Genomic DNA, 20,282 nt, shown 5'->3' with positions numbered 1-20,282 from the left:
AGGGTGATGACTCATAGAGTGCGTCGTCCGTAGTACCCGACCAGCATGAAACCAAGTACCGCCACACTGATACACACAATGGGGGGCACATACCACCAGTAAGCACCCCGGACGATGCTGTTTCGAAAGAAGGCATAGTGCAGAATGTTGCCCCAGCTTTTCTCACCATATGTTCCAAGACCGAGGAAGCTAAGACCCGTTTCGGTGAGCATGGCACTGGCAATTGAGAGCGAACCGCGCATCAAAATAATGTCGGTGATGTTCGGCAGTATGTGCTTGAAGATTATTACCGGCGATCGAACTCCAAGGCCGCGCTCAGCCAAGATGAACGGCATTTGGCACACCTGTTGCACCCGGGTTCGCAGAATTCGCGAAGTTCCTGTCCAAGCGGTAATGCTCATGGCCAGAATCAGGCTCCATTTACCACCAGAAAGGTAAGCAATTAAGAGCACGGTGAGAGGTAGGCTGGGCAGGGCCATAGCCACGTTGGTTACTGCCGTGATCGCTACGTCTGCTAGGCCACCAAAATAGCCCGCTATCAGGGCTAACACGGTTCCAACCCCGGTCACAACGAAAGCCGCTGCGAAGCCTATGAAGAGCGAAACCCGGGTCCCGTGAATTAGTTCACTCAGAATGTCTTGGCCCACGTCATTGGTACCAAGGAAGTGTTCACCGGAAGGTTTCAGGTAGGGAATACCCATTTCATAGGGACTGTGAGGGCTTACGTAGCCAGCTCCCACCGCTATCAGCACAAAGAATCCGATAATCGTGATGCCAGCGTAGAGAGCAGGGCTCCGGGCGTTAGTCACGGCCAGCCGCCTCTCTCAGACGGGGGTCAAAAACCAGGTTCAACACATCGGCCAGCAACATTACGGCCACTACCAGCACCGCCGAGACCAAAAAACAAAGCTGCGCGGTGGGGAAATCTCGGGACTGCACTGCGTCATAAAGCAGCTTGCCCATACCTTTCCAACCAAAAACCACTTCCACGATCATGGAGCCACTTAGTAATCCGCCCATCTGCAAACAGATGGAAGTTAGATATGGCAACATGGCACCGCGGGCGACGTGTCGAAACAAAATGTGGCGAGGTGCCAGTCCTTTGGAAGTGGCGGTCAAGGTGTACTCTTCGTGGCGTACTTGACTAGCCGCACCTTTCATTAACATGTAGTTGGAAGCTGAGCGGCCAAGCACTAGCACCGCCAAAGGTAAGACCATGTGCCACGCCACACTGGCGAACCAAGCGCTGCCCTCAAGGCCCGGGGAAACCATGCCATTAATCGGCAGCACCCTTAGTCGGTAGGCCATAACCACTAGCAGAATTAGGGCAATGCAGTTCGAGGGAATGGTGTTCAAGACCAGTATGACCGGTGTGCTGGCCTTGTCGAAGACTCCGCCTGGTTTCCAACCCGCCAGCAGTCCACAGGCACCACCGATTAACGAAGCCAAGATCAAAGTGGGCAGCGACAACGCCAAAGTCCAGCGCGAGGCACTGAGCACGTTTTCCAGCACGGGGCGATGGTTGGTGAAGCTAGTACCAAAATCGAGTGTGATTACGCTATGTAAGTAGTTGGTGTACTGCGCCCACAGGCTTTCATTTAAGCCGTATCGATTGGCAATGGCGTCGAGTGTTTCGGGTGAAGCGTCAAGCAGGTAGTAGTAGTCCTCTTGACCGATCAGGTGGATTAACGGGTCACCGGGCATGTAGTGAACAAAGAGAAAACTAATGGTGATGATCACATAGACGGTGGCCAGAGCCACCGCCGATGGACCGATATAGCGGCGCAATTGCTATTTAGTGGTTAGCTCATGCCAGGTGCGAGTGTTGATCACGCCCCAGGACGGGTAGTTCGTCCAACCGGTGTACTTGTCGGTTCGGTAGGGGAAGAAGGCTGTTTCCCAGGTCAGTGCTTGGGCAAAAATCTCATCGGCAGCCATTTGTTGCAAACGCTCGAGGTTTTCCAGATACACAGCTTCCGAAGCAGCACTTTGCATCGCAAAGAACGTGTCGCGGTATTCATCGTTGTGGAAGGTGCCCCAGATCCAAGTGCTTTCACCTTCACGAGCGTCGGCTAAGAAGTAGCGGAAGGCCGTGGTGTAGCTGGCCACGCCGGAGGTTGTGTAGCCAATAGCAAGGTCATACTTGCCATCAGAAATGTTGGCTTCCCAGATTTCGCTGTTAGCTAGGCTTTCTTCATCAAGGACGGTCTTTACGCTAATCTTTTCAAGGCTCGACATCACCACGTCACCGATCCGGTTAAGCAGGTTTTGTGAGGCGGCCGAGAACTGCGGCGTTACCAATACTTCCATTTTGGTGCCATCGGGGAACTCTCTCCAGCCGTCACCATCGACGTCGAGGTAGCCAGCATCGTCGAGAATTTGGTTGGCAGCGTCGAGGTCTTGGCTAAGGGTAGGCAAACCTTCTAAGTGGCCTTTGTTTTGAGGCGGAATAATGCCTGCACCAGGGGCAATACCGTATTCCCCGTTAATGGTTATCCCTAAGAGGTCATAATTAAGAGCACCTCGCACGGCTTCTCGGAAAGCCTTGTCATTCCCAGGGGCCCGTTCCATGCCGTAGGTCATTTGGTAATGACCAGAATAGGTACTTTCCCCAAGGTCAATGTTTTCGTCACGAACGGTTTCGATGATGGTCGAGTCGATGGGGTTGGCGTAGTTGAACATGGCGTCGACTTCACCGTTCATCATGGCCATCATCAGGGTGTCTTCACCGGAATAGGTTTGGAGTGTTACCGATTCAACGGTGATCGGACCTGCGTAGTCGTTTTCATGCACTGCTTCGTAGTACGAGGTTTGAGCGCTTTGGTCTTTGCGCACCAGTTTGAAGGGGCCTGCTCCGATGGCGGCGTCTTCACCGGTGTAGGTGCTTGGGTCTTCAATGTTTTCCCAAATGTGCTTTGCGAAAAGGCAAGCGTTGTTACTTACCGACGAGTTGATCCAGTAATAGGCGTCGGGCTCCGAGAAAACCATCTCGTAGGCATCATCACCAAGCTGGTTTACTTCGGCCAGGTTTTGCAGGCTGCCCACCTTCAGGGTGTCGCGCATGAAATCGAAAGTGAAGAGAATATCGTCGCTCGTCACCGGCTCACCGTCGTGCCAAATGGCGTCTACGGGCACGGTGAAATCGATTTTTGTGCCATCTTCAGAAATTTCGAAGCTGCGGAAGAAGTAGGGCTGCAACTCGTTGTTCTCGTCGCGATATACAAAGTTGGCCAGGGTGAAAGCGTTGTAGTTCATTCGCCCGAAAATGTCGGTTTGCTTTACAGCGCTGAAGGTGTTGTTTTCGGCGATGGTGCCAATGACCAAGTTCTCTACCTGCCCACCGGCGGAGTGGCTGTTGTCAGCTGCGGTGGTGGCATCGCCGTTGTTATTCGAGCTATTGGCATTGTTGTTCGGCGTGTCGTCGTCGCCGTTTGCGCATGCCGCCAGCAACATAAGGGCGAGCAGCATGGCTGTCGTTCGCCTAAATAGTGCTTTGGTCATTCACTGTGTCCTTTAAAGCGTGAGACCTTGTGTCAGGTCCCGATAGCTAGGTACACGTGATAAACACTTGTGGGTTTGCTCCAGGCCCCAATCCACAGTCCTCGATGGATGAAAACGGGTCTGCACCAAATGGAGGTAATCCGGCTTGTTTATGGAAGATTCCATAAACCTACGGTTGCGGGTCAGCGCCGGAATTTGACCGGCTTCCCCTCACATCTGCTGCTAAGTATTAAGTTGCGCCTTGTTTATCCGCTCGGGCGAGAGGTTGCAAATTTACGCGCTGGGGGCTGGCATGGCGAGGAACATTTTTCGGCTGGCGCTCACGGTTCCTGCCCATCTTGGTTGGGGTGCTTCTGTCATTTCTGCCGACAACTGCGAAACGGCTGCTAGATCGGTTGCGTCAACGTATTCTGCCAGCTCATCTACTATGCGTGTGAGCTGGCGTGCGATGAATTTAGTGGCCGCGATGCTGGTTTCTAGCGCCGCCGTCTCTGTCAGAACTTCTTCGAGAATAAGGGTGAATCCGGCTTCGGCCAGCATGGTCGGATAACGATCGGCATTGGCGCCACCGGGCAGTTCCGAGCGTTTTTCGTAGTCACGTTTGAGGCGCGCTTCGTTGATTCGGCTCCACAGACCCGGCTTGCCTAGGTCATCTTCCAGGTTGATGGTCGCTGGTTCGTGCCGTTCTAGAACACAGAGCAGGCCATGGGGGCTGATCTGGCTGTGGAGTTGGCGCAGTGTGGTTACCTCGTCGTCGACATGGTGAAGGGTCATCGACGCCAAGACCACATCGGCTGAGCCGATGGCGGCCGCATCTTGGTCAATATCAACCAGCCGGGTGTTTACCCGACTGCTAAGACCAGCGGCCGCCGCCCATTTTGCGGTGCGATCTAGGGCTACTTCCGAGACATCAACGGCCAGAATTTGGGCGTTTGGAAAGCTACCGGCCAGATTGAGGGTGGCAATGCCAGGCCCACAACCAACATCTACAATGGATGAAATGTTCTCACCATTTGCTGGCGCTTCAGCCTTAATTGTGGCAATGGCTTGATCAATAAAACCTGAGAAGGTCTCGGCATCCCATTCGAGCGCCGTTACGGCCTCATCGGTTAGAAAGGTATGCCCGTCGACACCGTGACCATGGTGATCGTGCGAGTGCTGGTGATTGGACGCGTCATTGTTCTCTTTATCAGCAGCCATCACCAGAGCTTAGTGAGCCGACACAAAAACCGGTTTATTAAAAGCGAATTGCTCAGAAACCATGACTAGAATCGACCCATCCACTATTTCTTCTTCGAACACCCCAATACACACATTCCCAGATGCCGATCCACCAGGATATAGTTGTGGCGCGTCGCGTAAATTATTTGGTGTAACCTGATAACACTTACCATGAACCTGGTTTTTGGAACCTATTGCTTCTATATTTACCTCCCATCCTGGATCAATTGGCTCATCGGTACCATTCGTTACAGTTACGTTGATCAGAATATACTGTGATCCTGCTGGAGCTGGATCATTGAACATATTCTCGGCTGCAATTATGGGTCCTGCCTCGAAGTTCACACTGTTTACAGTTATCTCTAGACCTTTATCTGAGACCAATGTAGATCCCAGTGTATAGGGATTATCACGAGCACCACGAGCTGCTCGGACAGATGTAGTAGTGCTAGGCACGCGTTTCAGCGTGGTCGATGTGGTGTTATGAGCTTCACGCTGTTCAGCTTTTCTAGGCTCTCCTCCACTACTCATATCACGGTCGGCCTCAGGCTGGGCACTTGAGAATTGAGCGTCGTTTGAACTTTCGCGGCTGGGGCTAAACACAAAACCGAGTAGCAAGGCACTACCTGCTATTCCAGCTGTTACCCACAGAGGTATAGGCTTTTTCCAGAGTGGTGGTTTTTGCAAGGTTGAGGGTTTCGGTGGCGTTGCCGTTGCGTTGGACGGCGGCGGATACCATCTGCCATCGCTAGCTTGCCACCATCCTGGCCCCTTCGAGATATCAGACATTATCAAAACCTCCATATTCAATGAGTCGCCTCAACCTTAATGAAGACCTGTGACATCGAACGGTCAAGAACAGCTACGTCCAGATCAAATACTTAAAGCTAGAGCTTTAAGCTCCACGTAGGAATGAACACAACAGTCACGAATAGAGACTGTAAAATTAAGAGCCTTAGACTGAAAACTGTAGTGGTCTGGGTTTAGTTCCGGTGTCTTTGAGAGGAAAGGAACTATGCCTACGAGCCTTTATAGGGCGCAAGTGCTTAGCGATGACCTAAGCAGCGCTGTCCTGAAAGGCGAGTGGACGAAACCACCATCAAAATGGCACGGGCCGAAGTGCAGCAAACCAATAATGCCGTATCGCACCTTTGACATATCTAGAGTCATATTTTCGGACGTTCACCGGATCCGAGTAGTGCGTACAGGGGCGATCACACAAACTAATTAATAGACAGGGCTTCCCACTCAACTGCCTAGCTACGACTTCCCATCGAGTAATCGGGCTTTCGCACGCTCAAACTCAGCTTGGTCAATCACACCATCCGCTAACAGCTTTCCAAGCTTGGCAATCTCATCAGCAATACTTGCATTAGGTATTGCTTCCACCAGTGGACCCTCAACAGATAGCTGTCCACGCGTCCCTAAACTGTTTTCTTTAACGATCGCTAAGCTCGGTCCCATAATCATTAAAAGTTGTGTCTTTGACTGCCGTTCAGCCTCAAGTAACACCGGACCTTGCTTGCAATCAATCGTTACGAGAACCGAGCCCGGCTTCTTCTTGGGAACCGCTAACGCGAATACGCCAAGGGTTAACATTCGAGTGGCAGTCAGCCGCCTCGTGGCTTCATCTTCAGTTTCAACGATAATCTCGTAGACATCTGACATTGATCTACGAATAAACAGTTCAGATCCGTGTTCGAGGGCAACCTCACTAGGCGTCACTACAAGCCTGACCGAACGTTTAGAGTTCGGATAGTCCGGTAAACCACCCAAATAAGTGAAGCCCGAAGTTCTTTTGATCTGACGAGGATCGACTCCAAGTTTCTGATTATTTGATTGGCGATTCTGATTCCATACTGAGACGGCAATTACCGAAACCAGAATGATTACGATCCATCCAACGGCTGCTTCCACAACAAACCTCCTTGGTTCTTAATTGCAGCCGACTATACGGAGGGCCTGTGACATTAAAGACACCTACAAAGCTCGCACATTGCAACCAGCGAGTAGCGCAAGACTCGCATGGAACTATCGAGATAGCTCACCTCATCTGTGTTGAACTGGGGGTTATTTCATTCGGGCGATGGCTTCCCAGATCAAGCTCGACCAGGTGAGAGGGCCGACTTTGCCGTCAGGCTCTAGATTACGGCTCGCTTGATATCGGATTACTGCTCGGTTTGTGGCCGGACCGAAAATCGGCAATGAGCTGCGCATACCGTCTTCAAATACGCCTGATCCTTCTAAGAAGTCCCAGAGCTCAGCAACGGCATTGCTCCGATCGCCTTCACGAAGTAGCGGCTTCGAAGCAATAAACGCCGCCACCACGTCTAGCGGGTCACTGCTCATCGTTCCCACACCAGAAGCCGCGTGAGCGACACCAGCAGCAATTTCGGCTGGCGAGGCAATGACCTCAAAGTGCATGGCATCTTTATTGCCGGAATAATCACCACCCCAGCGCCATACAGCGACACCGGAGATTGTCCGAATGGCTTTAATATCCGTCACCATGGCCGCTGGCATATCGGTTATTAATTTTTTGCCGTAAGGATTGGTCGACCAGTTGATGTCGAGGGCGGTTCCATATGCATGAAGTGAATATCCAGTTCCACCAGTGATTTGGCGGCAATTGTAAGCTCCGGTGTCGGCTTTGCGGGTGGCGTAACCGTGAGCAGCTAAACAGCCGTTCAATGCCAAAACCGCGTCAGTGATTGATGCTCGCACGGTGACGCTGCCCTCGCCGAATAGCTTCACTTTCGCCCATGGCCCAACACAATGTGGTGCCCATAATGTCCGCAGATCGCGAGTAGCACGAGCTGATGGCATCTCGCTCTCATAGGTCGAACCATGTTCGGCATTGGCGTCAGGTTCCGGGTCCTCGACGATGATGACATTGGGCGTCTCGGCAACGGCATGAGCCCAAGCCGCAAAGGAATCTAGATACTCGGGTGGATACTGCTCCAGCTCGTTCACCCCATGAACATTAGAACCCGTCTAGGTCGCTGACCAGGGTTAATTCCGGCCTGGCTAACGATTCGTGGCGAAGGCTTCCCGATCCCAACCCGCCAGTTTGGCACCAGCGTCATAGGCACTCCGATAGAAATCAAGCAGTGCTTGGTGGGGGTCTTCGGCACTTCGAACAGCGTCGTACGCAAGAACTGCTAAGGAACCGTTGCCAGTGTCTTGCCATTCAGCATCGTGGGGAAGCAAAGGTTGCGATGACAATGCTTCTGGTTCCGGCGCGGTGTACGAATAGAACGCTGGGTACGGGGTTCGGCGTTCGTCGCCTGGCCAGAAACCAAACGCAATTACCTCGTGCGAGTAAGCCTCGGCGGTTACCGGTTCGGCCGTGGGCGCAATCGGGGCAGGGCGTCCTGAATACCGGGCGTGCGCCAGGTCGAAACTATGCCAGAACAGTTGGATTGGGCTGGCTTTACCGTTGAATTCTGACGAGAACGAGGCCAGAACCCGGTCGGTAGCTACGAGAACACGCCAGAACCGAGTGACCGCATCGGCATCATAACTGTCGTTTTCACGGTCATCGTAAAATGCTGGTGAATCACCCAAATCATAGGGTTTGGCCAGAATACTTACTTCCACCTTTAGCTTGGCCAAGATATCCATCAAATCTTGATAGAAGTCGGCACAAGCTGGTCTTTCACCAAGTGAGAGGCGTTCAATTCTGCCATCACTGGTGATGGCTACAAGTTCGTGTCTGACAAAATCGAACACTAACTCAAGCTCGCCAAAGCTAACCGGCATCGGACCTGTGGTAAGGCCAGTCACGGTGGGCAAAAGGGTGACGTGCCACCAGTGATTGCGAAACGGCACCAGTTCCATACGAATCTTGCCTACGATTTGGGTATACCGATGCAGTGTTTCTTTAGTCGGTTTCCACTCTTCGTATGGCAGAGCTGGCCACACGTCACTAGTACTACTTTCGGACACCGCACTCCCCTGGTCACAAGTCGCCACATCGTTTGTGGCGCTCAATTCCATTACCCTACCGTGGCTATGTTCGCGAGCTGGTGAAACACCATAACTCTGCTCACGTCGGGGAACCCACCTGTTCTGGCTCAGCCGAGTCATATAGCTGGCAGCGAAGAGCTGTAAGCAAATAGAAATTTAACAGTACGAGCGGCTGAGAGTCCGCCGAAGAAGCCACTGTGCTCTGACAGAGTAACCAAATAGAGCGACTAAACCGAAGCAGTTATTCGTCTCTGCCAATTTAGGATCCTTCGGCGGATAAACGACGAAGCGTTTACTTAACGTTAAATTCGGCGTACATGCCATTCACGAAATGTGGAGGTCCACCATCTACCTTCGGAGCTTCGCCTCCTGAGGTCTCGGCTGCGGCCATATACTCCGCTGGGTCAGCACCAGTTGGTATTGAGCAAAACACGATATAGCGTCCGGGCTCTGTGATAGTGCCATCGCCGACCGCTGGAATGGTCTCGTCACTATCTGGCATTGCTAGCAATACAGCCGCTGGCGGACCCTCAAACACTCCCTCGCTCTCCTCTTCGGGGAGCTTCAGTATCTCGTCAGCCGATCCGTGTTTCTCCATCCTTTACCCGGAAGACAACCATTTCGTGAAGTTCCGAGTCGCTTTCGTTACTCAAGGTGAACTTAGTACCTGCTGTAACATCGCTTGGCAAACCATCGTACTTATAGTCGAGTGCTTTAACGTTTATTTCTGTTGCCGCAGCATCATCTGATTTGTCGTCGGTTTGTTCTATGGTGCTCGACGAAGACTTTTCCGAATCATCGCTACAAGCACTGCCAACCATGGCGGCAACAATGGTCACCACAGTTATCGCCACCATGGATGATCGCGAACGAGTGTTCTTCATGGGTCCCCCTTAAATTTATGTTAATGAACCCTTATAGCTACTGCACCAATATGATTTAACCAGCAGACACTGAAGAATAACTGTTCTCCTCAGGAGTTTGTCAAGGGTTTTTAAAAGAAAACTTATGGGGTAGCAGCGGCAGCATGAACTTTCTCCACAACGTTCACATTCCCATTTGAGTGCTGATGACGTCATCAGCGACGCGACCAGTTCCGGTCGACAACTGGTCTCACATCATCCCAATTTTTGCATCTTAATATGTACGTATTCCTATACATGCGCCTGTTAAAAATATTTGGAGGCTTTGTGAAGGTAGAGACAATCAGCAACGTTCGTCGAGATCTATTAAAGTACGTCGCTAGATTTCGAATAGAAGGTCTCAACTCCGAACCGATCGTATTTGGCGAGCACCGCAACGCTGAAGCGGTTGTCGTTCCGCTCGAGATGTTCCAGCTACTGCTCGATATCGCCGAAGACATTGCTATAGCCGAGAGAATTCGAGAGCGAGCCTCAGCGGACACCGGTGCCCGTTCGTCCTTGGCCGAGGTCGCAGCCGATTTTGGGAAGGAATCCGCATCACTACAGCCACACGATCGAGCAATGCCACGTACTCACCAAGGTAGTCGCCTCCAAACCGGTTCATGACCTCATCCACACACAGGTAACACTGAAGTGCTCTGGGTCGCGGCGGGTGCGGGCAGGGTATTTGTGGGAGCAGTGATTTTAAGGTCCAGCAGTGGTGGTGTTACCTGTTAGACGGGTCGGTGCGGAATCGTTTCGTGGGGCGGGTCCCTAGACAGGTTGTTGAATCATCCATTTGTGATGGTTGTGATTCTCGTCCTAGGGATTGGGAAAGACCCGTCGGCTAGTCTCTCTCTGCCCTGCCAAACGCGCACCCAGCCAAGCACCGATACAGCCACCTAAGAGTGCAGCGAAAAATATCACCGGTGGGCCAAAGAAAAGCGACACACGCTGGTCCGGCTCTAGCTCGCTACCGGCCAAGTACTGCACAGGAAGAATCGCCGCACACGCCGCACCCACTACAACGGCCCATGCAATTCCCCAACCGCAAGTAGTACACGCAGCGACAATAAGCGCTCCGACCATGCCAACTAGAAACACGATCGGGAAATGGCCCGCTGGATCGACATCTGGCCTAAAGCCCCAACCTAACGCCACCGTATGTAGGACGAGAGCAAAAATAGGTGCAGATATCGCCATCAGCACAATGACAGTAACGCTCTGTGAAGCCCTTGACATATCGCTAACCTACTTCCTCTCTACACGACCATACTGAATCCAGATCGCCCCCAGACCCTAGAGGGTCTGATAAGACTCCGGCGCTTAGGGCTTGAACCCGGACGGCCTCTGGCCAAAGGCCGACAGCGGAAGGCGGCTCAAGCGCTGACGACTCAGTAGCACAAACTCCGCCATCGCTAGAGCCAACTGACAACCAGTTGGTTTCACCGGGACCGTGGTTTAACGGTGTCTTTGGCCTGACACGTTTACGCTGTGGGCTTGGTGGGATGGGTGCTGTATTGACTGCGACACTTAATAATGTGCATACACCGAAAAGAAGGCCGAACCGTCGGCTGAGAATGCCGCTGCGGTTGAGTTGGCGAGGCCGGCCCAGGAACAGGTCTACAGTTGACTGGCACCGACGGTTTGTTAAGACCGTCCACCAAAAGGATGTTGGAGACGGCATTGGACGAGGAGCTAACCGCTGGCCAGCCCCAGAAATCTACTAAATGAAACCGCCACAAACAGCGTTAATGAAACAGACCCATCTCACCTAGCAGGAGGGGGATCCAGATGGCAGGAGATCGGAGCGGTGTTACGGCCGAGTGGCACTGCGCGAAACCACTTCGATCAGGAGATCATCATGCCTCAACCAAAACCGCCGAACCAGCAGTCCTCACCATCGAAGAAGCAGGAACACTCCTACGAATAAGCTGCAACTCCGCCTACGCAGCTGCCCGCAAATGGCGCACCAACCGAACAATGCAACCCGGCAAGCAAGTGGGCACAATTTCTAATCGGAAAAACAAGCGAAAACCGCAGGTTAAAACGCAAGAAGCCCCAGCCGAGGCTGGGGCTTCTAGTTGGAGCGGACGACCGGATTCGAACCGGCGACCCTCACCTTGGCAAGGTGATGCTCTACCAGCTGAGCTACGTCCGCACGAAGCTTTTACTTTAGCACTTTCGCACCAAAGTGCGAATTGAGAGAAAAAGCTCCGTGACCTGGTTTACGCCTGGCCTGTTCTAGCTCGAACTCGCTGCGCCATCTCGCGAGCCAAAGCAGTATCGCTAATGCTTTCGACCATGACCGTAGTGGCACCCGAGGTAAAGGTAAGCGAAGCCGAACGGTCATCGCCCATACCCTGCACTTCAAGAGAACTATCCACATCAAGGTTCACAACATCGGGCTTCCATTCCCGGTCGTTCACCAGCAACAAACGTTGATCGGTCAAGACTGCGAAGGCCGATTTTCCGAGGAAGTTTCCACCGACACCAAACTCGACCATCTCGCCATCATGAAGCAATGCCGAGATAACAGCAGCGGCGGTCTTAGCTGAACGACGCGACAACATGCCCAAGCGCCCTAAAGCAGCACCCACGGCATGAGGGTCTTCGGTGGTTGCTACCAGCGGTGGGCTCAATGGAGCGGCCTGAGGCGGAGCTGGTACAGACGAAGCCGCGGGTGGCATTGGCGCGGCCGGCAGGGGCGGAACATTTGGGGCGGCAGGCGCACCTGGTGGAGCTGGCGGCACCGGTGGAATCGGTGGGGCCGGAGGAGGTGGCACGGCCGATGGACCTGGTGACGGTGGCGGCGGTGCCGACGACCCGGTAGCTCCAGGCGGTGGAGGCACCGGTGCCGATGATGACGAATCTGCCGCGGGTGGTGGAGGCGGTGTGGACGGTTCGGCAGGAGGTGCCGGTGGCGTTGGCGGTTCCGGTGGTGCTGGAGCAGGGGGCGGAGGTGGCGGCGTCGGTTGCGAAGGCACGTCACTACCCGAGTCGTTAGGAACCGGGGGTGGTGGCGGCGGCGGTGCAGACGACCCGGTAGCTCCAGGCGGGGGCGGCGGCGTATCAGAGCCAACGGCCCCAGACGGCGGGGGCGGCGGAGCTACAGCACTGGGAGGAGCTGGCGGTACCGGTCTGGGCGGAACGGGCGTCGGCGGAGTCGGACCAGGAGGCGTGGGAACTGGCGGGGTGGGTGGGGTTGGCCCTGGTGGGGGCGGTGTAGGAATCGGCGGATCAGGCAGTGGTGGTGCTGGTTCTGGTGGATCAGGCAATGGAGGGCTCGGCTCGGGTGGCGTTGGCCCTGGAGGTTCTGGAAGTGGCGGTGTGGGTTCTGGTGGTGGAGGGGGCGGAGTCGGCGTTGGCGACTCTAAGTTTGATTCCGTTGCGGCAGGCACGCCCGAGGCATCGTCTAGTGGCGCATCGGCCCCGACTTCAGGTGAAACTGGCGAGTCATGTGGGTCCGTAGGCAGGTCAGACATAACACTGTCCTCATTTCTACTTGCGATTTATGGAACACTTCCCGAAATAAAATCTCTAGCCTGCGCTAAATACTAGGTGACCAGCGTCTCAGAAGTACGGTCGCTAGTCATCACGCCGATATACATTCTCTGAACGCGGTGGTTGCGGACGCGTTTTCCACCAATAGAACACGGCCAAGGCCAAGAGAAGCACCCCAACCACAATCAGGCCATACATAACTTTTTGGATGGTCGCTTGAGCATTGTCGACCACTTCGGGTGCCTCGGCGACAGTCGTGCTAGTGGTATTACCATCATCGACCTGAGCACTGACACCAGGTGCCACAAGGCCCGTCAGCACAAAACAGAACAGTCCGATGGCAAGCTTTGGTTTGATCACTGGTCTTTATGCTTCCGAAACAGCACTTGAGGAAGCATCAGAATCTAAAGCGCCGACTAAATCGGCCACTACGTCATCGGCATGCTCAAGGCCTACCGATACTCGAATGGTGCCCGGAGTAATGCCAGCCAGTTCTAGCTCTTTAGGTGACAGACTTACGTGGCTTGTTGATGCCGGATGAGTAATCAGAGTCTCGGGTCCACCGAGCGACGTTGCCAGTTGGGCAATATTGGTGGCCTCTACCAACCTCACACCAGCGTCGTAACCACCGGCCAGTTCGAAAGCCACCAGTCCACCGAAATAGTCAAGCTGCTCACAAGCCAGTTTGTGCTGTGGATGCGATGGGAGACCCGGATAGCGCACATCGGTCACGCCAGGGTGGCCTTCCAAGGCTGTTGCTAAGGCCAGCGCCGTGGCCGATTGTCGTTCTAGGCGCACCCCCAACGTCCGCAAACCTCGCAGCCCATTCATGGCTTCGGTCGGAGAAGCATTAGCGCCCTGAAGGACCGCGTAACCCCATAGCCAAGCAATCAGCTCAGCGGAACCGGCCACCACACCTAGGGTGGCATCGTTGTGCCCACCAATAGCTTTGGTGGCCGAATGCAGCACCAAATCAACCCCATATTCTAAAGGTCGCTGACCAAGGGGTGTGGCGAAGGTGGAATCAACCACCGTCAGCGGCCCAGCAATTTCGCCAAGCTCGGCCAAATTGACCAGATCGAGCCTCGGGTTAGCAGGGGTTTCAGCAAACACCATCATGGTTTTACCGGGGCGAATAGCCTCAGCGAAAGCGCCCGGTTTGGTGGCATCGACAAAGGTCACGTCAATCCCAAAACGGGGGCAAACCGCCTGAAAAAGCATCTGCGTACCAGCGTAAAGCTGTTGCTGGGTCACAATGTGATCTCCAGTGGAGCACAAACCCAAAATCACAGCGTTTATCGCACCCATCCCTGAAGCAAAAGCACGGGCCTGCTCGGCTCCTTCAAGATCGGCAATGGCCTGCTCAAAAGCCTGCACGGTGGGGTTGCCGTAGCGGCTATAAAACCTGGTTTGACCGGGAGTGGTCGCCAAGCGCCGACCTTCCTCCACCGACGGGGAAACGAAAGTGGTGGTGTTCCATAGCACCGGGGCTAATGCGGTGTCGTTGTCGCCACGTCCGCTGCGGATCAATTTCGTGTCGGGGTGCCAATGCGGCGACGAATCATTCATTTCCACAAACCTTATTTAACAATCGTGTCAGAGGCGGCCCAACTTGCGCTGGTTCCACCAAAAAACCGTCATGTCCGTGATCGCTTCGAATGTTGACGTGTTCAAACAGGTGACCGTGGCGATTCAGCACTTCCGCAAGGTGTTCTTGCTGGTAGGGCGGGTATAAGCCATCAGAATCGATGCTCATGGTCAGAACTGGCACCCTAATTCGCTCTAAGGCTCGGTCACTGTTTATTCGACCCCGCCCGACATCGTGCAGGTCCATAGCTTTGTTCAGCACCAGATAGCTGTTGGCGTCGAATCGGCGCACCAGTTTTTCACCGTGATAGTCGAGGTAGCCCTCCACCTCGAAACGGTTCCAAAGCCCAAAATTGTCAAGCGATTCAATACTGCGACGACCAAAGCGCTGCGCATAAACCACTTCTGTTCGATAATGGATCTGAGCAATGGCTCGCGCCAGCGCCAGACCCTTATGTGGACCGTCACCTTCGGCCGCTTCATAGTAATCGCCGTTGCGCCACTTAGGATCGTTCCCAATGGCCAGACGCCCCACGTGGCTCCACGCTATCTGCTGGGCACTGGCATGCGCGGTGCTCGCCAGAGTGGCCATGGCACGCAAACGGTCGGGGAACATAATGGCCCATTCGAGCGCCTGCATTCCTCCCATCGACCCACCAACAACCGCTGCCCAAACTTCAATTCCAAGTGCATCGGCCACTAGCGCCTGGCTGCGAACCATGTCTCGTATAGTGACCACCGGAAATTCTGAACCATAGGGCGTATTAGTCGCCGGGTTTAGCGAAGACGGGCCGGTCGAGCCCTGGCAGCCACCCAGCACATTCACACAAACGACAAACCACTCGTTAGTGTCTATGGACTTGTCCGGGCCAACTAAGTCGTCCCACCATCCTGCGACGGCATGACCACGTCCACTAGGCCCGGCCACGTGTGAATCTCCGGTTAAGGCATGACAGATTAGTACTGCGTTCGATGAGTCACCGTTTAAAGTTCCCCAGGTTTCATAAGCCAAATCGACCCCGTGGAACACGCCGCCGCTTTCTGTGACGAACGGGCGCGCCGCGTTTTGATGATGGAACTTACGATTACCAGGCGGATCGCCAAGCCGCCATGCCCCACTTACGGGCAATCGACTGGGATGCGACTCTGGTCGGTTAGCTCGCGACAGGCCCGAGGGAGCACCATTTTTGTTGTCAGTTCCACGAGCGTCTAGCGACACAATCCAACCTTTGAAATCCACTTGGTGGAACTAAAACAGTGGCCCTGCCATTTGAGTGCCGTCAACCTACCCATCAAGCTTTGGAGCAATGCGGTCGTACCACCAGTCAAAAACTTTTGGTGAAGCCGCATATGCCTCAGTCATGATCTTAGCCGCGTCAACTATTGCGGCCATGTTACAGCCCGCCAAAGACCCTTCGTAAGCGTCGGCCAGCATCAGCGCGGCAGAGTCCCATTGCTCTGAATCGCCAGGTAGTGGAATCTGTTCAACCTGGCTGGCGGAAACTTTGATGGCGTTGACCGACAAGGCTGCACCGGCATACGTGCTGGCCGCCCACCAAGAAGCTGGCGGAGACAACAAGACTGCCAGCACATGCCAGAGACGCTCGGGTACCACATGCACTGCAATAACTGGCGTCGAGGGCACCCAATGTCCACTTAGATCGGGCGCTGCTTCGAGCACTGGTGTTTGAGTAGCTAACACGATTTTCGCGACTAACCGTGCCTCAAGCCACCGCAGCAATGAGCTGTCATCGGCCACTGAACCAGCAAGTAATGCTGGCGCTTGCCAGGTGTGGCCCGCGATGCGCGTTGAGCGTTCACCCCAAAGTACCCTGCCTGGTTCAATCAAACCTGAGGTAATTACCGGCAAGGGCACCTCTCGCAAGCCGGTGGTCGCTAATGGGTGGCACGGTTTGACGCTGCCACCATAGCTGTTCTCGTGAATCAGTTCGGAAGGTGCCTCGAAAACATGGGGAGCAAGTCCGTAGAACTGCCGTCGAAAGCCAGCCGTAGCGCTAGCTAGATGGCCCAACAAACCTGCTGTTTTGAGCGTGCTCCGTGGCGTATTGTGCACCAGATCCGAGACCAAATGGCCCCACGTGGCAGCCTCGCGTAACGAAGCCTGGTCAACCTCGATGGCATCAGCTTTCGACCACGCTTCCCCACTCCACCGGCGCACCCAAGTGCTGCGCTCAACTGGGTCACTTGGTTTGTCATCAACCGCCGTGTCTACCTCGTTGACTACCGCCGTCGTGTCATGCCGAGGGAAGACCGTGTGCAGGCCAGCTGCGCCATTCGAAACAACGGATGGGCAAGTTAGGGGTTTTCGGTCCAAAATGATTGCGCAAACCTGCACCGTCGCTGTTGGGAAAACTTGAGCATTGGCCACCCACAATCCCACCAAGTCGGCCAGCTCTAGCACTCGCTGGCGGGCCGGTTGAGCGTCGCGAACCGTAAGAAACGAAAGCGGCATAATCATCGCTACTCGCCCACCAGGCGCTGCAATTTGGGTCGCGTGGACCAAGAACATCGATGCAGTATCGGCGTAAAGCGAAGCCACTGCCCCAAACCGCTCTTTCAAGGCGGCTCGTTCGCTGGTCTCCAACCAGGTTCGGCGTTCAAGCTGATTCCTAAAGGGAGGATTCCCAATTACCAAATCGAAGCCTGCTTCAGGTGCGTCCTGCCAGGCGTCAAGACCGGCTAATAACGCGTTCCCATGATAAAAATCGCAGTCGGCAATAATCTCTCCATCCTCGTCACTGCCATCTAGCCAGCTCGGGTGGAAAATGTCGGCCGCAAAGAGGTTGGTCTTATTGCCGGTTAATGCTGCAATTTGCCCAAGTAGGCGGCCATCACCGGCGGCCGGATCGCAAACACTATTCGGGGTGACCCGACCAGCCAGGGCCACTTCGGCAAGCTTGCGGCCAATGGCTGGCGGAGTGAAAACAGCACCTCGAGAGCGCCTATCTTTCATAGTTTCCAACTGAAGATTAAATGCTGTGACGCCACTGGAAAAACCTCTGGGCCAAAGCTAACCATGGACCCAACACCAGTTACCGAAGCTCAGTTGAACGGCCTCGAGTCGAAACTTTTTGATCTCAACGAGGAAGGTTGGCTTCAATGGCGGCGATTACCTCAGGAGCATCGGGTGTAACGGTGGGTCGAAAACGCTCGAGCACTTCACCCTGGGGAGACACCAGGAACTTCTCAAAATTCCATTTGATATCGCCGGCTTCACCTTCGGCATCGGTCTTTTGGGTCAACTCTTGATAGATAGGGTGGCGATCCTCACCGTTGACGTCAATCTTTTCGAACATGGGAAAAGTTACGCCATAAGTTGCTGAACAGAACTCGGCAATCTCTTCTGGTGAACCGGGTTCTTGGGCACCAAATTGGTTGCAAGGAAAGCCCAACACAGCGAAACCACGATCGGAATACTTCTCGTGAATATCCTCTAGCTGTTCATACTGCGGAGTGAGCCCACACTTCGACGCCACATTCACCATCAAGGTGAGCTTGCCTTTTTGTTCAGCCAGCGAAGGTTCGGTACCCCCATCTAACGCCGCAATTGAATTATCATAAATAGACATCAGCACTCCCCTGTCGGTGCTTAGAAATATTTCTGTGAAATGAACCCTAGTGGCTGATTGGGACATTTCGAGGTACAGGCCCGAAAGTCAAACACTAACCTCATATAGCGTGAACAGCATTCTTAGCCAAGTTGAGGCTTGGCCGGTGGAACAAGTCGCCGCTGGCGCTATCGGCCCGGGCAGCACCTCGCTTCAGCACGGTCCCACTAGTCAAATCTTCAAACTGGCTTCGGTAACTAAGCCTCTAGTCGCCTTGGCAGTACTGGTGGCGGTCGAAGAAGGCACCTTGAGCCTCGACCAGCCCGCCGGTCCTCCAGGTTCGACCATTAAACACCTTCTAGCCCACGCCTCAGGTCTAGCTCTCGATAACAACGAAATCTTGGCCCCGGTTGGCACTAGACGAATCTATTCAAATACGGGCTATGAAACTCTAGGCGCAGCGCTATATGAACATAGCGGTCTCCCGGTTGCTCAATACCTGCATGAAGCGGTGCTCGAACCACTTGGTATGTCCAACACCGTACTTGGCGGTTCACCAGCGCATGGTGCCACAAGCAGCGTCGATGATCTATTGCTCTTAGGTAACGAGTTGCTGAATCCGAATGGTCGGATTCTCTCTGATGAGACCATTGAACTGGCAACACAAGTAGCATTTCCGAATCTGGCGGGCGTATTGCCTGGTTACGGCCCCCAAACACAAAACGATTGGGGTTTAGGTTTTGAGATTCGGGACTCTAAAGAACCTCACTGGACACCCCCACAGGCTTCACCAAAAACGTTTGGTCACTTTGGCCGTTCAGGCAGTGTCTTTTGGGTTGATCCGGTTGCCGAGGTTTGCCTAGTCGTGCTCGGTAATCGAGATTTTGGTGAATGGGCTACGCCGTTGTGGCAAGATTTAGGTTCAAAAGTGCTGACGGCCTTAACCAGAGGGTGATTTCGCGAGCTACTGTATGAACTTATAATTCACAGTTGTATTAACTAAACCCTTGTAAAACGCGTGTCGTCAACTAGCCCCCAAGCATCAACTGGTTTCGCCATGGCCCGAGCCCGTCGGGCCTTGCAAGAAGCCGGGCTAGATATGGAAATGCCGCTCCGCCGTGCCGATAGCGTTACGAACGAGGTTTGGTTCGGCGAAGAATACGTTATTCGGGTGAATCGTCGCCTAGACCCCCGCTTACGTCGCGAAGCGTATCTGGCGCCCTACCTACCGCCAGAAGTGGGTTACCCCGAGGTCGTGGCCTACGGAGGTAAGCCAGGCGCTGATTGGTTAATTGTTCGCCAGGTTCCGGGCCAGGTTCTGTCTCGTGCATGGCCAACCATGTCAAAAATTGAGCGCCGCGAAGCTGTTCACCAACTAGCGATGCGCCTAATGGCCCTGCATAAAACGGCACCACCTCCTAATTTGCCCGATATTAGCGACTCTACACCCCAGCTTTTGTCGCCCGATACATTCACACCAGTCATGCCTTTGTTGGTAGCGATCGACAAAGCACGAACCTTTCCCAATCTCGACAAAGAGCTCTTCGATGAGGCTGAAGAGTTAGTGATCGCTCTAGCTGGCTCGATAACGCCTTTTGAAGCCACCGGGTTAGTGCATGGCGACTTAACTTTCGAAAATATCATGTGGGATGGCAAGCAAATCTCGGCCGTACTTGATTTCGAGTGGTCACGGCCAGCACCTTGCGATCTAGACCTAGATGTATTGCTACGTTTTTGCGCCTTGCCACATCTTCACGTGGCACCGGATTATGAGCACTTGGCTCGACCCGTCGACTATCAAGATGTTCCCTGGTGGCTGGCCAAGGATTACCCGGCTTTGTTCGCATTTTCCGATCAATACAGCCGAATGCGCCTCTTTGCCATGGCGTACGATCTACGAGACCTGGTGAAACATCCTCCAGAGGGATCGGTGGATGATTTGTGGGAGCATCATCCATATCACCGCTTGGCGGCCACGGTGCGTGGTACTGGTTACCTAAGCCAGCTGAACCGTTAGCCGAACCGCCAA

General features: G+C 54.0%; 21 protein-coding genes, 1 tRNA gene, 1 pseudogene and 1 riboswitch. Of the genes and pseudogenes, 5 read left to right on the top strand and 18 right to left on the bottom strand.

Features of this window, described 5'->3' with window-relative positions; genetic code table 11:
• Positions 1–11: 11 nt before the first annotated feature.
• The 10 genes from WC184_00255 to WC184_00210 form a co-directional block, all read right to left on the bottom strand.
• The gene (locus WC184_00255; GenBank protein ID MFA7476312.1) at positions 12–809 is read right to left on the bottom strand and encodes an ABC transporter permease; all 798 of its coding nucleotides are present in this window, start codon (positions 807–809) and stop codon (positions 12–14) included.
• Positions 802–1,788 (bottom strand): ABC transporter permease, encoded by a 987-nt coding sequence (locus tag WC184_00250; protein ID MFA7476311.1) that lies wholly within the window; start codon positions 1,786–1,788, stop codon positions 802–804. Before WC184_00250 ends, WC184_00255 begins: the two co-directional genes overlap by 8 nt.
• 3 nt (positions 1,789–1,791) lie before the next feature.
• Positions 1,792–3,501, bottom strand: a complete 1,710-nt coding sequence (locus WC184_00245; protein MFA7476310.1) for an ABC transporter substrate-binding protein — start codon at positions 3,499–3,501, stop codon at positions 1,792–1,794.
• A gap of 112 nt (positions 3,502–3,613) precedes the next feature.
• A riboswitch (cobalamin riboswitch) is annotated at positions 3,614–3,752 on the bottom strand.
• Between the two features lie 22 nt (positions 3,753–3,774).
• Positions 3,775–4,701, bottom strand: coding sequence for a class I SAM-dependent methyltransferase (locus WC184_00240; GenBank protein MFA7476309.1), 927 nt, complete (start codon positions 4,699–4,701; stop codon positions 3,775–3,777).
• A gap of 9 nt (positions 4,702–4,710) precedes the next feature.
• Positions 4,711–5,511, bottom strand: a complete 801-nt coding sequence (locus WC184_00235) for a hypothetical protein (protein ID MFA7476308.1) — start codon at positions 5,509–5,511, stop codon at positions 4,711–4,713.
• 471 nt (positions 5,512–5,982) lie between these two features.
• Positions 5,983–6,639 (bottom strand): SHOCT domain-containing protein, encoded by a 657-nt coding sequence (locus WC184_00230; GenBank protein ID MFA7476307.1) that lies wholly within the window; start codon positions 6,637–6,639, stop codon positions 5,983–5,985.
• Between the two features lie 153 nt (positions 6,640–6,792).
• Positions 6,793–7,695, bottom strand: a complete 903-nt coding sequence (locus WC184_00225; protein ID MFA7476306.1) for a M15 family metallopeptidase — start codon at positions 7,693–7,695, stop codon at positions 6,793–6,795.
• 54 nt (positions 7,696–7,749) lie between these two features.
• Positions 7,750–8,721: a DUF5996 family protein gene (locus WC184_00220; GenBank protein MFA7476305.1), complete on the bottom strand. Its 972-nt coding sequence runs from the start codon at positions 8,719–8,721 to the stop codon at positions 7,750–7,752.
• 262 nt (positions 8,722–8,983) lie between these two features.
• Positions 8,984–9,289, bottom strand: a complete 306-nt coding sequence (locus tag WC184_00215) for a hypothetical protein (protein MFA7476304.1) — start codon at positions 9,287–9,289, stop codon at positions 8,984–8,986.
• Positions 9,267–9,575 carry a hypothetical protein gene (locus WC184_00210; protein ID MFA7476303.1) on the bottom strand — a complete coding sequence of 103 codons (309 nt, stop codon included), beginning with the start codon at positions 9,573–9,575 and terminating at the stop codon, positions 9,267–9,269. Before WC184_00210 ends, WC184_00215 begins: the two co-directional genes overlap by 23 nt.
• A gap of 306 nt (positions 9,576–9,881) precedes the next feature.
• On the opposite strand from WC184_00210, the gene WC184_00205 reads away from it, so the two are divergent.
• A complete protein-coding gene (locus tag WC184_00205) occupies positions 9,882–10,220 on the top strand; it encodes a hypothetical protein (protein ID MFA7476302.1) in 339 nt (112 codons plus the stop codon).
• A gap of 195 nt (positions 10,221–10,415) precedes the next feature.
• Here WC184_00205 and WC184_00200 read toward each other — a convergent pair whose 3' ends face one another.
• Entirely contained in the window at positions 10,416–10,835 is a 420-nt protein-coding gene (locus tag WC184_00200; protein MFA7476301.1) for a hypothetical protein, read from the bottom strand.
• Between the two features lie 310 nt (positions 10,836–11,145).
• Between WC184_00200 and WC184_00195 the strand changes: the two are divergent.
• A pseudogene (locus WC184_00195) lies at positions 11,146–11,297 on the top strand (IS256 family transposase).
• A gap of 381 nt (positions 11,298–11,678) precedes the next feature.
• Here the strand turns inward: WC184_00195 and WC184_00190 are convergent.
• Together WC184_00190 and WC184_00185 are read right to left on the bottom strand one after the other, a co-directional pair.
• Positions 11,679–11,754, bottom strand: a tRNA-Gly gene (locus WC184_00190).
• Positions 11,755–11,821: 67 nt separating this feature from the next.
• Positions 11,822–12,445 (bottom strand): hypothetical protein, encoded by a 624-nt coding sequence (locus tag WC184_00185; protein MFA7476300.1) that lies wholly within the window; start codon positions 12,443–12,445, stop codon positions 11,822–11,824.
• A gap of 43 nt (positions 12,446–12,488) precedes the next feature.
• On the opposite strand from WC184_00185, the gene WC184_00180 reads away from it, so the two are divergent.
• Positions 12,489–13,154, top strand: coding sequence for a hypothetical protein (locus tag WC184_00180; protein ID MFA7476299.1), 666 nt, complete (start codon positions 12,489–12,491; stop codon positions 13,152–13,154).
• 27 nt (positions 13,155–13,181) lie between these two features.
• Here the strand turns inward: WC184_00180 and WC184_00175 are convergent, their stop codons facing one another.
• The 5 genes from WC184_00175 to WC184_00155 form a co-directional block, all read right to left on the bottom strand.
• The gene (locus tag WC184_00175; GenBank protein MFA7476298.1) at positions 13,182–13,457 is read right to left on the bottom strand and encodes a hypothetical protein; all 276 of its coding nucleotides are present in this window, start codon (positions 13,455–13,457) and stop codon (positions 13,182–13,184) included.
• Between the two features lie 6 nt (positions 13,458–13,463).
• A complete protein-coding gene (locus WC184_00170) occupies positions 13,464–14,666 on the bottom strand; it encodes an aminotransferase class I/II-fold pyridoxal phosphate-dependent enzyme (GenBank protein ID MFA7476297.1) in 1,203 nt (400 codons plus the stop codon).
• The gene (locus WC184_00165; protein ID MFA7476296.1) at positions 14,659–15,903 is read right to left on the bottom strand and encodes a homoserine O-acetyltransferase; all 1,245 of its coding nucleotides are present in this window, start codon (positions 15,901–15,903) and stop codon (positions 14,659–14,661) included. The genes WC184_00170 and WC184_00165 overlap by 8 nt, the downstream gene beginning before the upstream one ends.
• Positions 15,904–15,969: 66 nt before the next feature.
• On the bottom strand, positions 15,970–17,658 hold the full coding sequence (locus tag WC184_00160; GenBank protein ID MFA7476295.1) for an N-6 DNA methylase: 1,689 nt from the start codon (positions 17,656–17,658) through the stop codon (positions 15,970–15,972).
• A 124-nt stretch (positions 17,659–17,782) separates the two neighbouring features.
• Positions 17,783–18,274, bottom strand: a complete 492-nt coding sequence (locus WC184_00155; protein ID MFA7476294.1) for a glutathione peroxidase — start codon at positions 18,272–18,274, stop codon at positions 17,783–17,785.
• Positions 18,275–18,383: 109 nt separating this feature from the next.
• On the opposite strand from WC184_00155, the gene WC184_00150 reads away from it, so the two are divergent.
• Both WC184_00150 and WC184_00145 read left to right on the top strand, forming a co-directional pair.
• On the top strand, positions 18,384–19,208 hold the full coding sequence (locus tag WC184_00150) for a serine hydrolase domain-containing protein (GenBank protein MFA7476293.1): 825 nt from the start codon (positions 18,384–18,386) through the stop codon (positions 19,206–19,208).
• A 63-nt stretch (positions 19,209–19,271) separates the two neighbouring features.
• A complete protein-coding gene (locus tag WC184_00145; GenBank protein ID MFA7476292.1) occupies positions 19,272–20,270 on the top strand; it encodes an aminoglycoside phosphotransferase family protein in 999 nt (332 codons plus the stop codon).
• The last annotated feature ends 12 nt before the right edge of the window (positions 20,271–20,282 follow it).

This window comes from Acidimicrobiia bacterium (genome assembly GCA_041676705.1).
Taxonomy (GTDB): domain Bacteria; phylum Actinomycetota; class Acidimicrobiia; order Acidimicrobiales; family SKKL01; genus Actinomarinicola.
The sequence above is the reverse complement of the archived record's forward strand: the minus strand, read 5'-3'. Positions and strand labels throughout refer to the sequence as shown.

What these genes read in the sequence shown, in the direction of transcription:
- WC184_00220 (MFA7476305.1), bottom strand. Translation starts at nt 8,721, where the DNA reads ATGGAATTGAGCGCCACAAACGATGTGGCGACTTGTGACCAGGGGAGT.
- WC184_00245 (MFA7476310.1), bottom strand. Translation starts at nt 3,501, where the DNA reads ATGACCAAAGCACTATTTAGGCGAACGACAGCCATGCTGCTCGCCCTT.
- WC184_00155 (MFA7476294.1), bottom strand. Translation starts at nt 18,274, where the DNA reads ATGTCTATTTATGATAATTCAATTGCGGCGTTAGATGGGGGTACCGAA.
- WC184_00215 (MFA7476304.1), bottom strand. Translation starts at nt 9,289, where the DNA reads ATGGAGAAACACGGATCGGCTGACGAGATACTGAAGCTCCCCGAAGAG.
- WC184_00235 (MFA7476308.1), bottom strand. Translation starts at nt 5,511, where the DNA reads ATGTCTGATATCTCGAAGGGGCCAGGATGGTGGCAAGCTAGCGATGGC.
- WC184_00240 (MFA7476309.1), bottom strand. Translation starts at nt 4,701, where the DNA reads ATGGCTGCTGATAAAGAGAACAATGACGCGTCCAATCACCAGCACTCG.
- WC184_00160 (MFA7476295.1), bottom strand. Translation starts at nt 17,658, where the DNA reads ATGAAAGATAGGCGCTCTCGAGGTGCTGTTTTCACTCCGCCAGCCATT.
- WC184_00170 (MFA7476297.1), bottom strand. Translation starts at nt 14,666, where the DNA reads ATGAATGATTCGTCGCCGCATTGGCACCCCGACACGAAATTGATCCGC.
- WC184_00210 (MFA7476303.1), bottom strand. Translation starts at nt 9,575, where the DNA reads ATGAAGAACACTCGTTCGCGATCATCCATGGTGGCGATAACTGTGGTG.
- WC184_00200 (MFA7476301.1), bottom strand. Translation starts at nt 10,835, where the DNA reads ATGTCAAGGGCTTCACAGAGCGTTACTGTCATTGTGCTGATGGCGATA.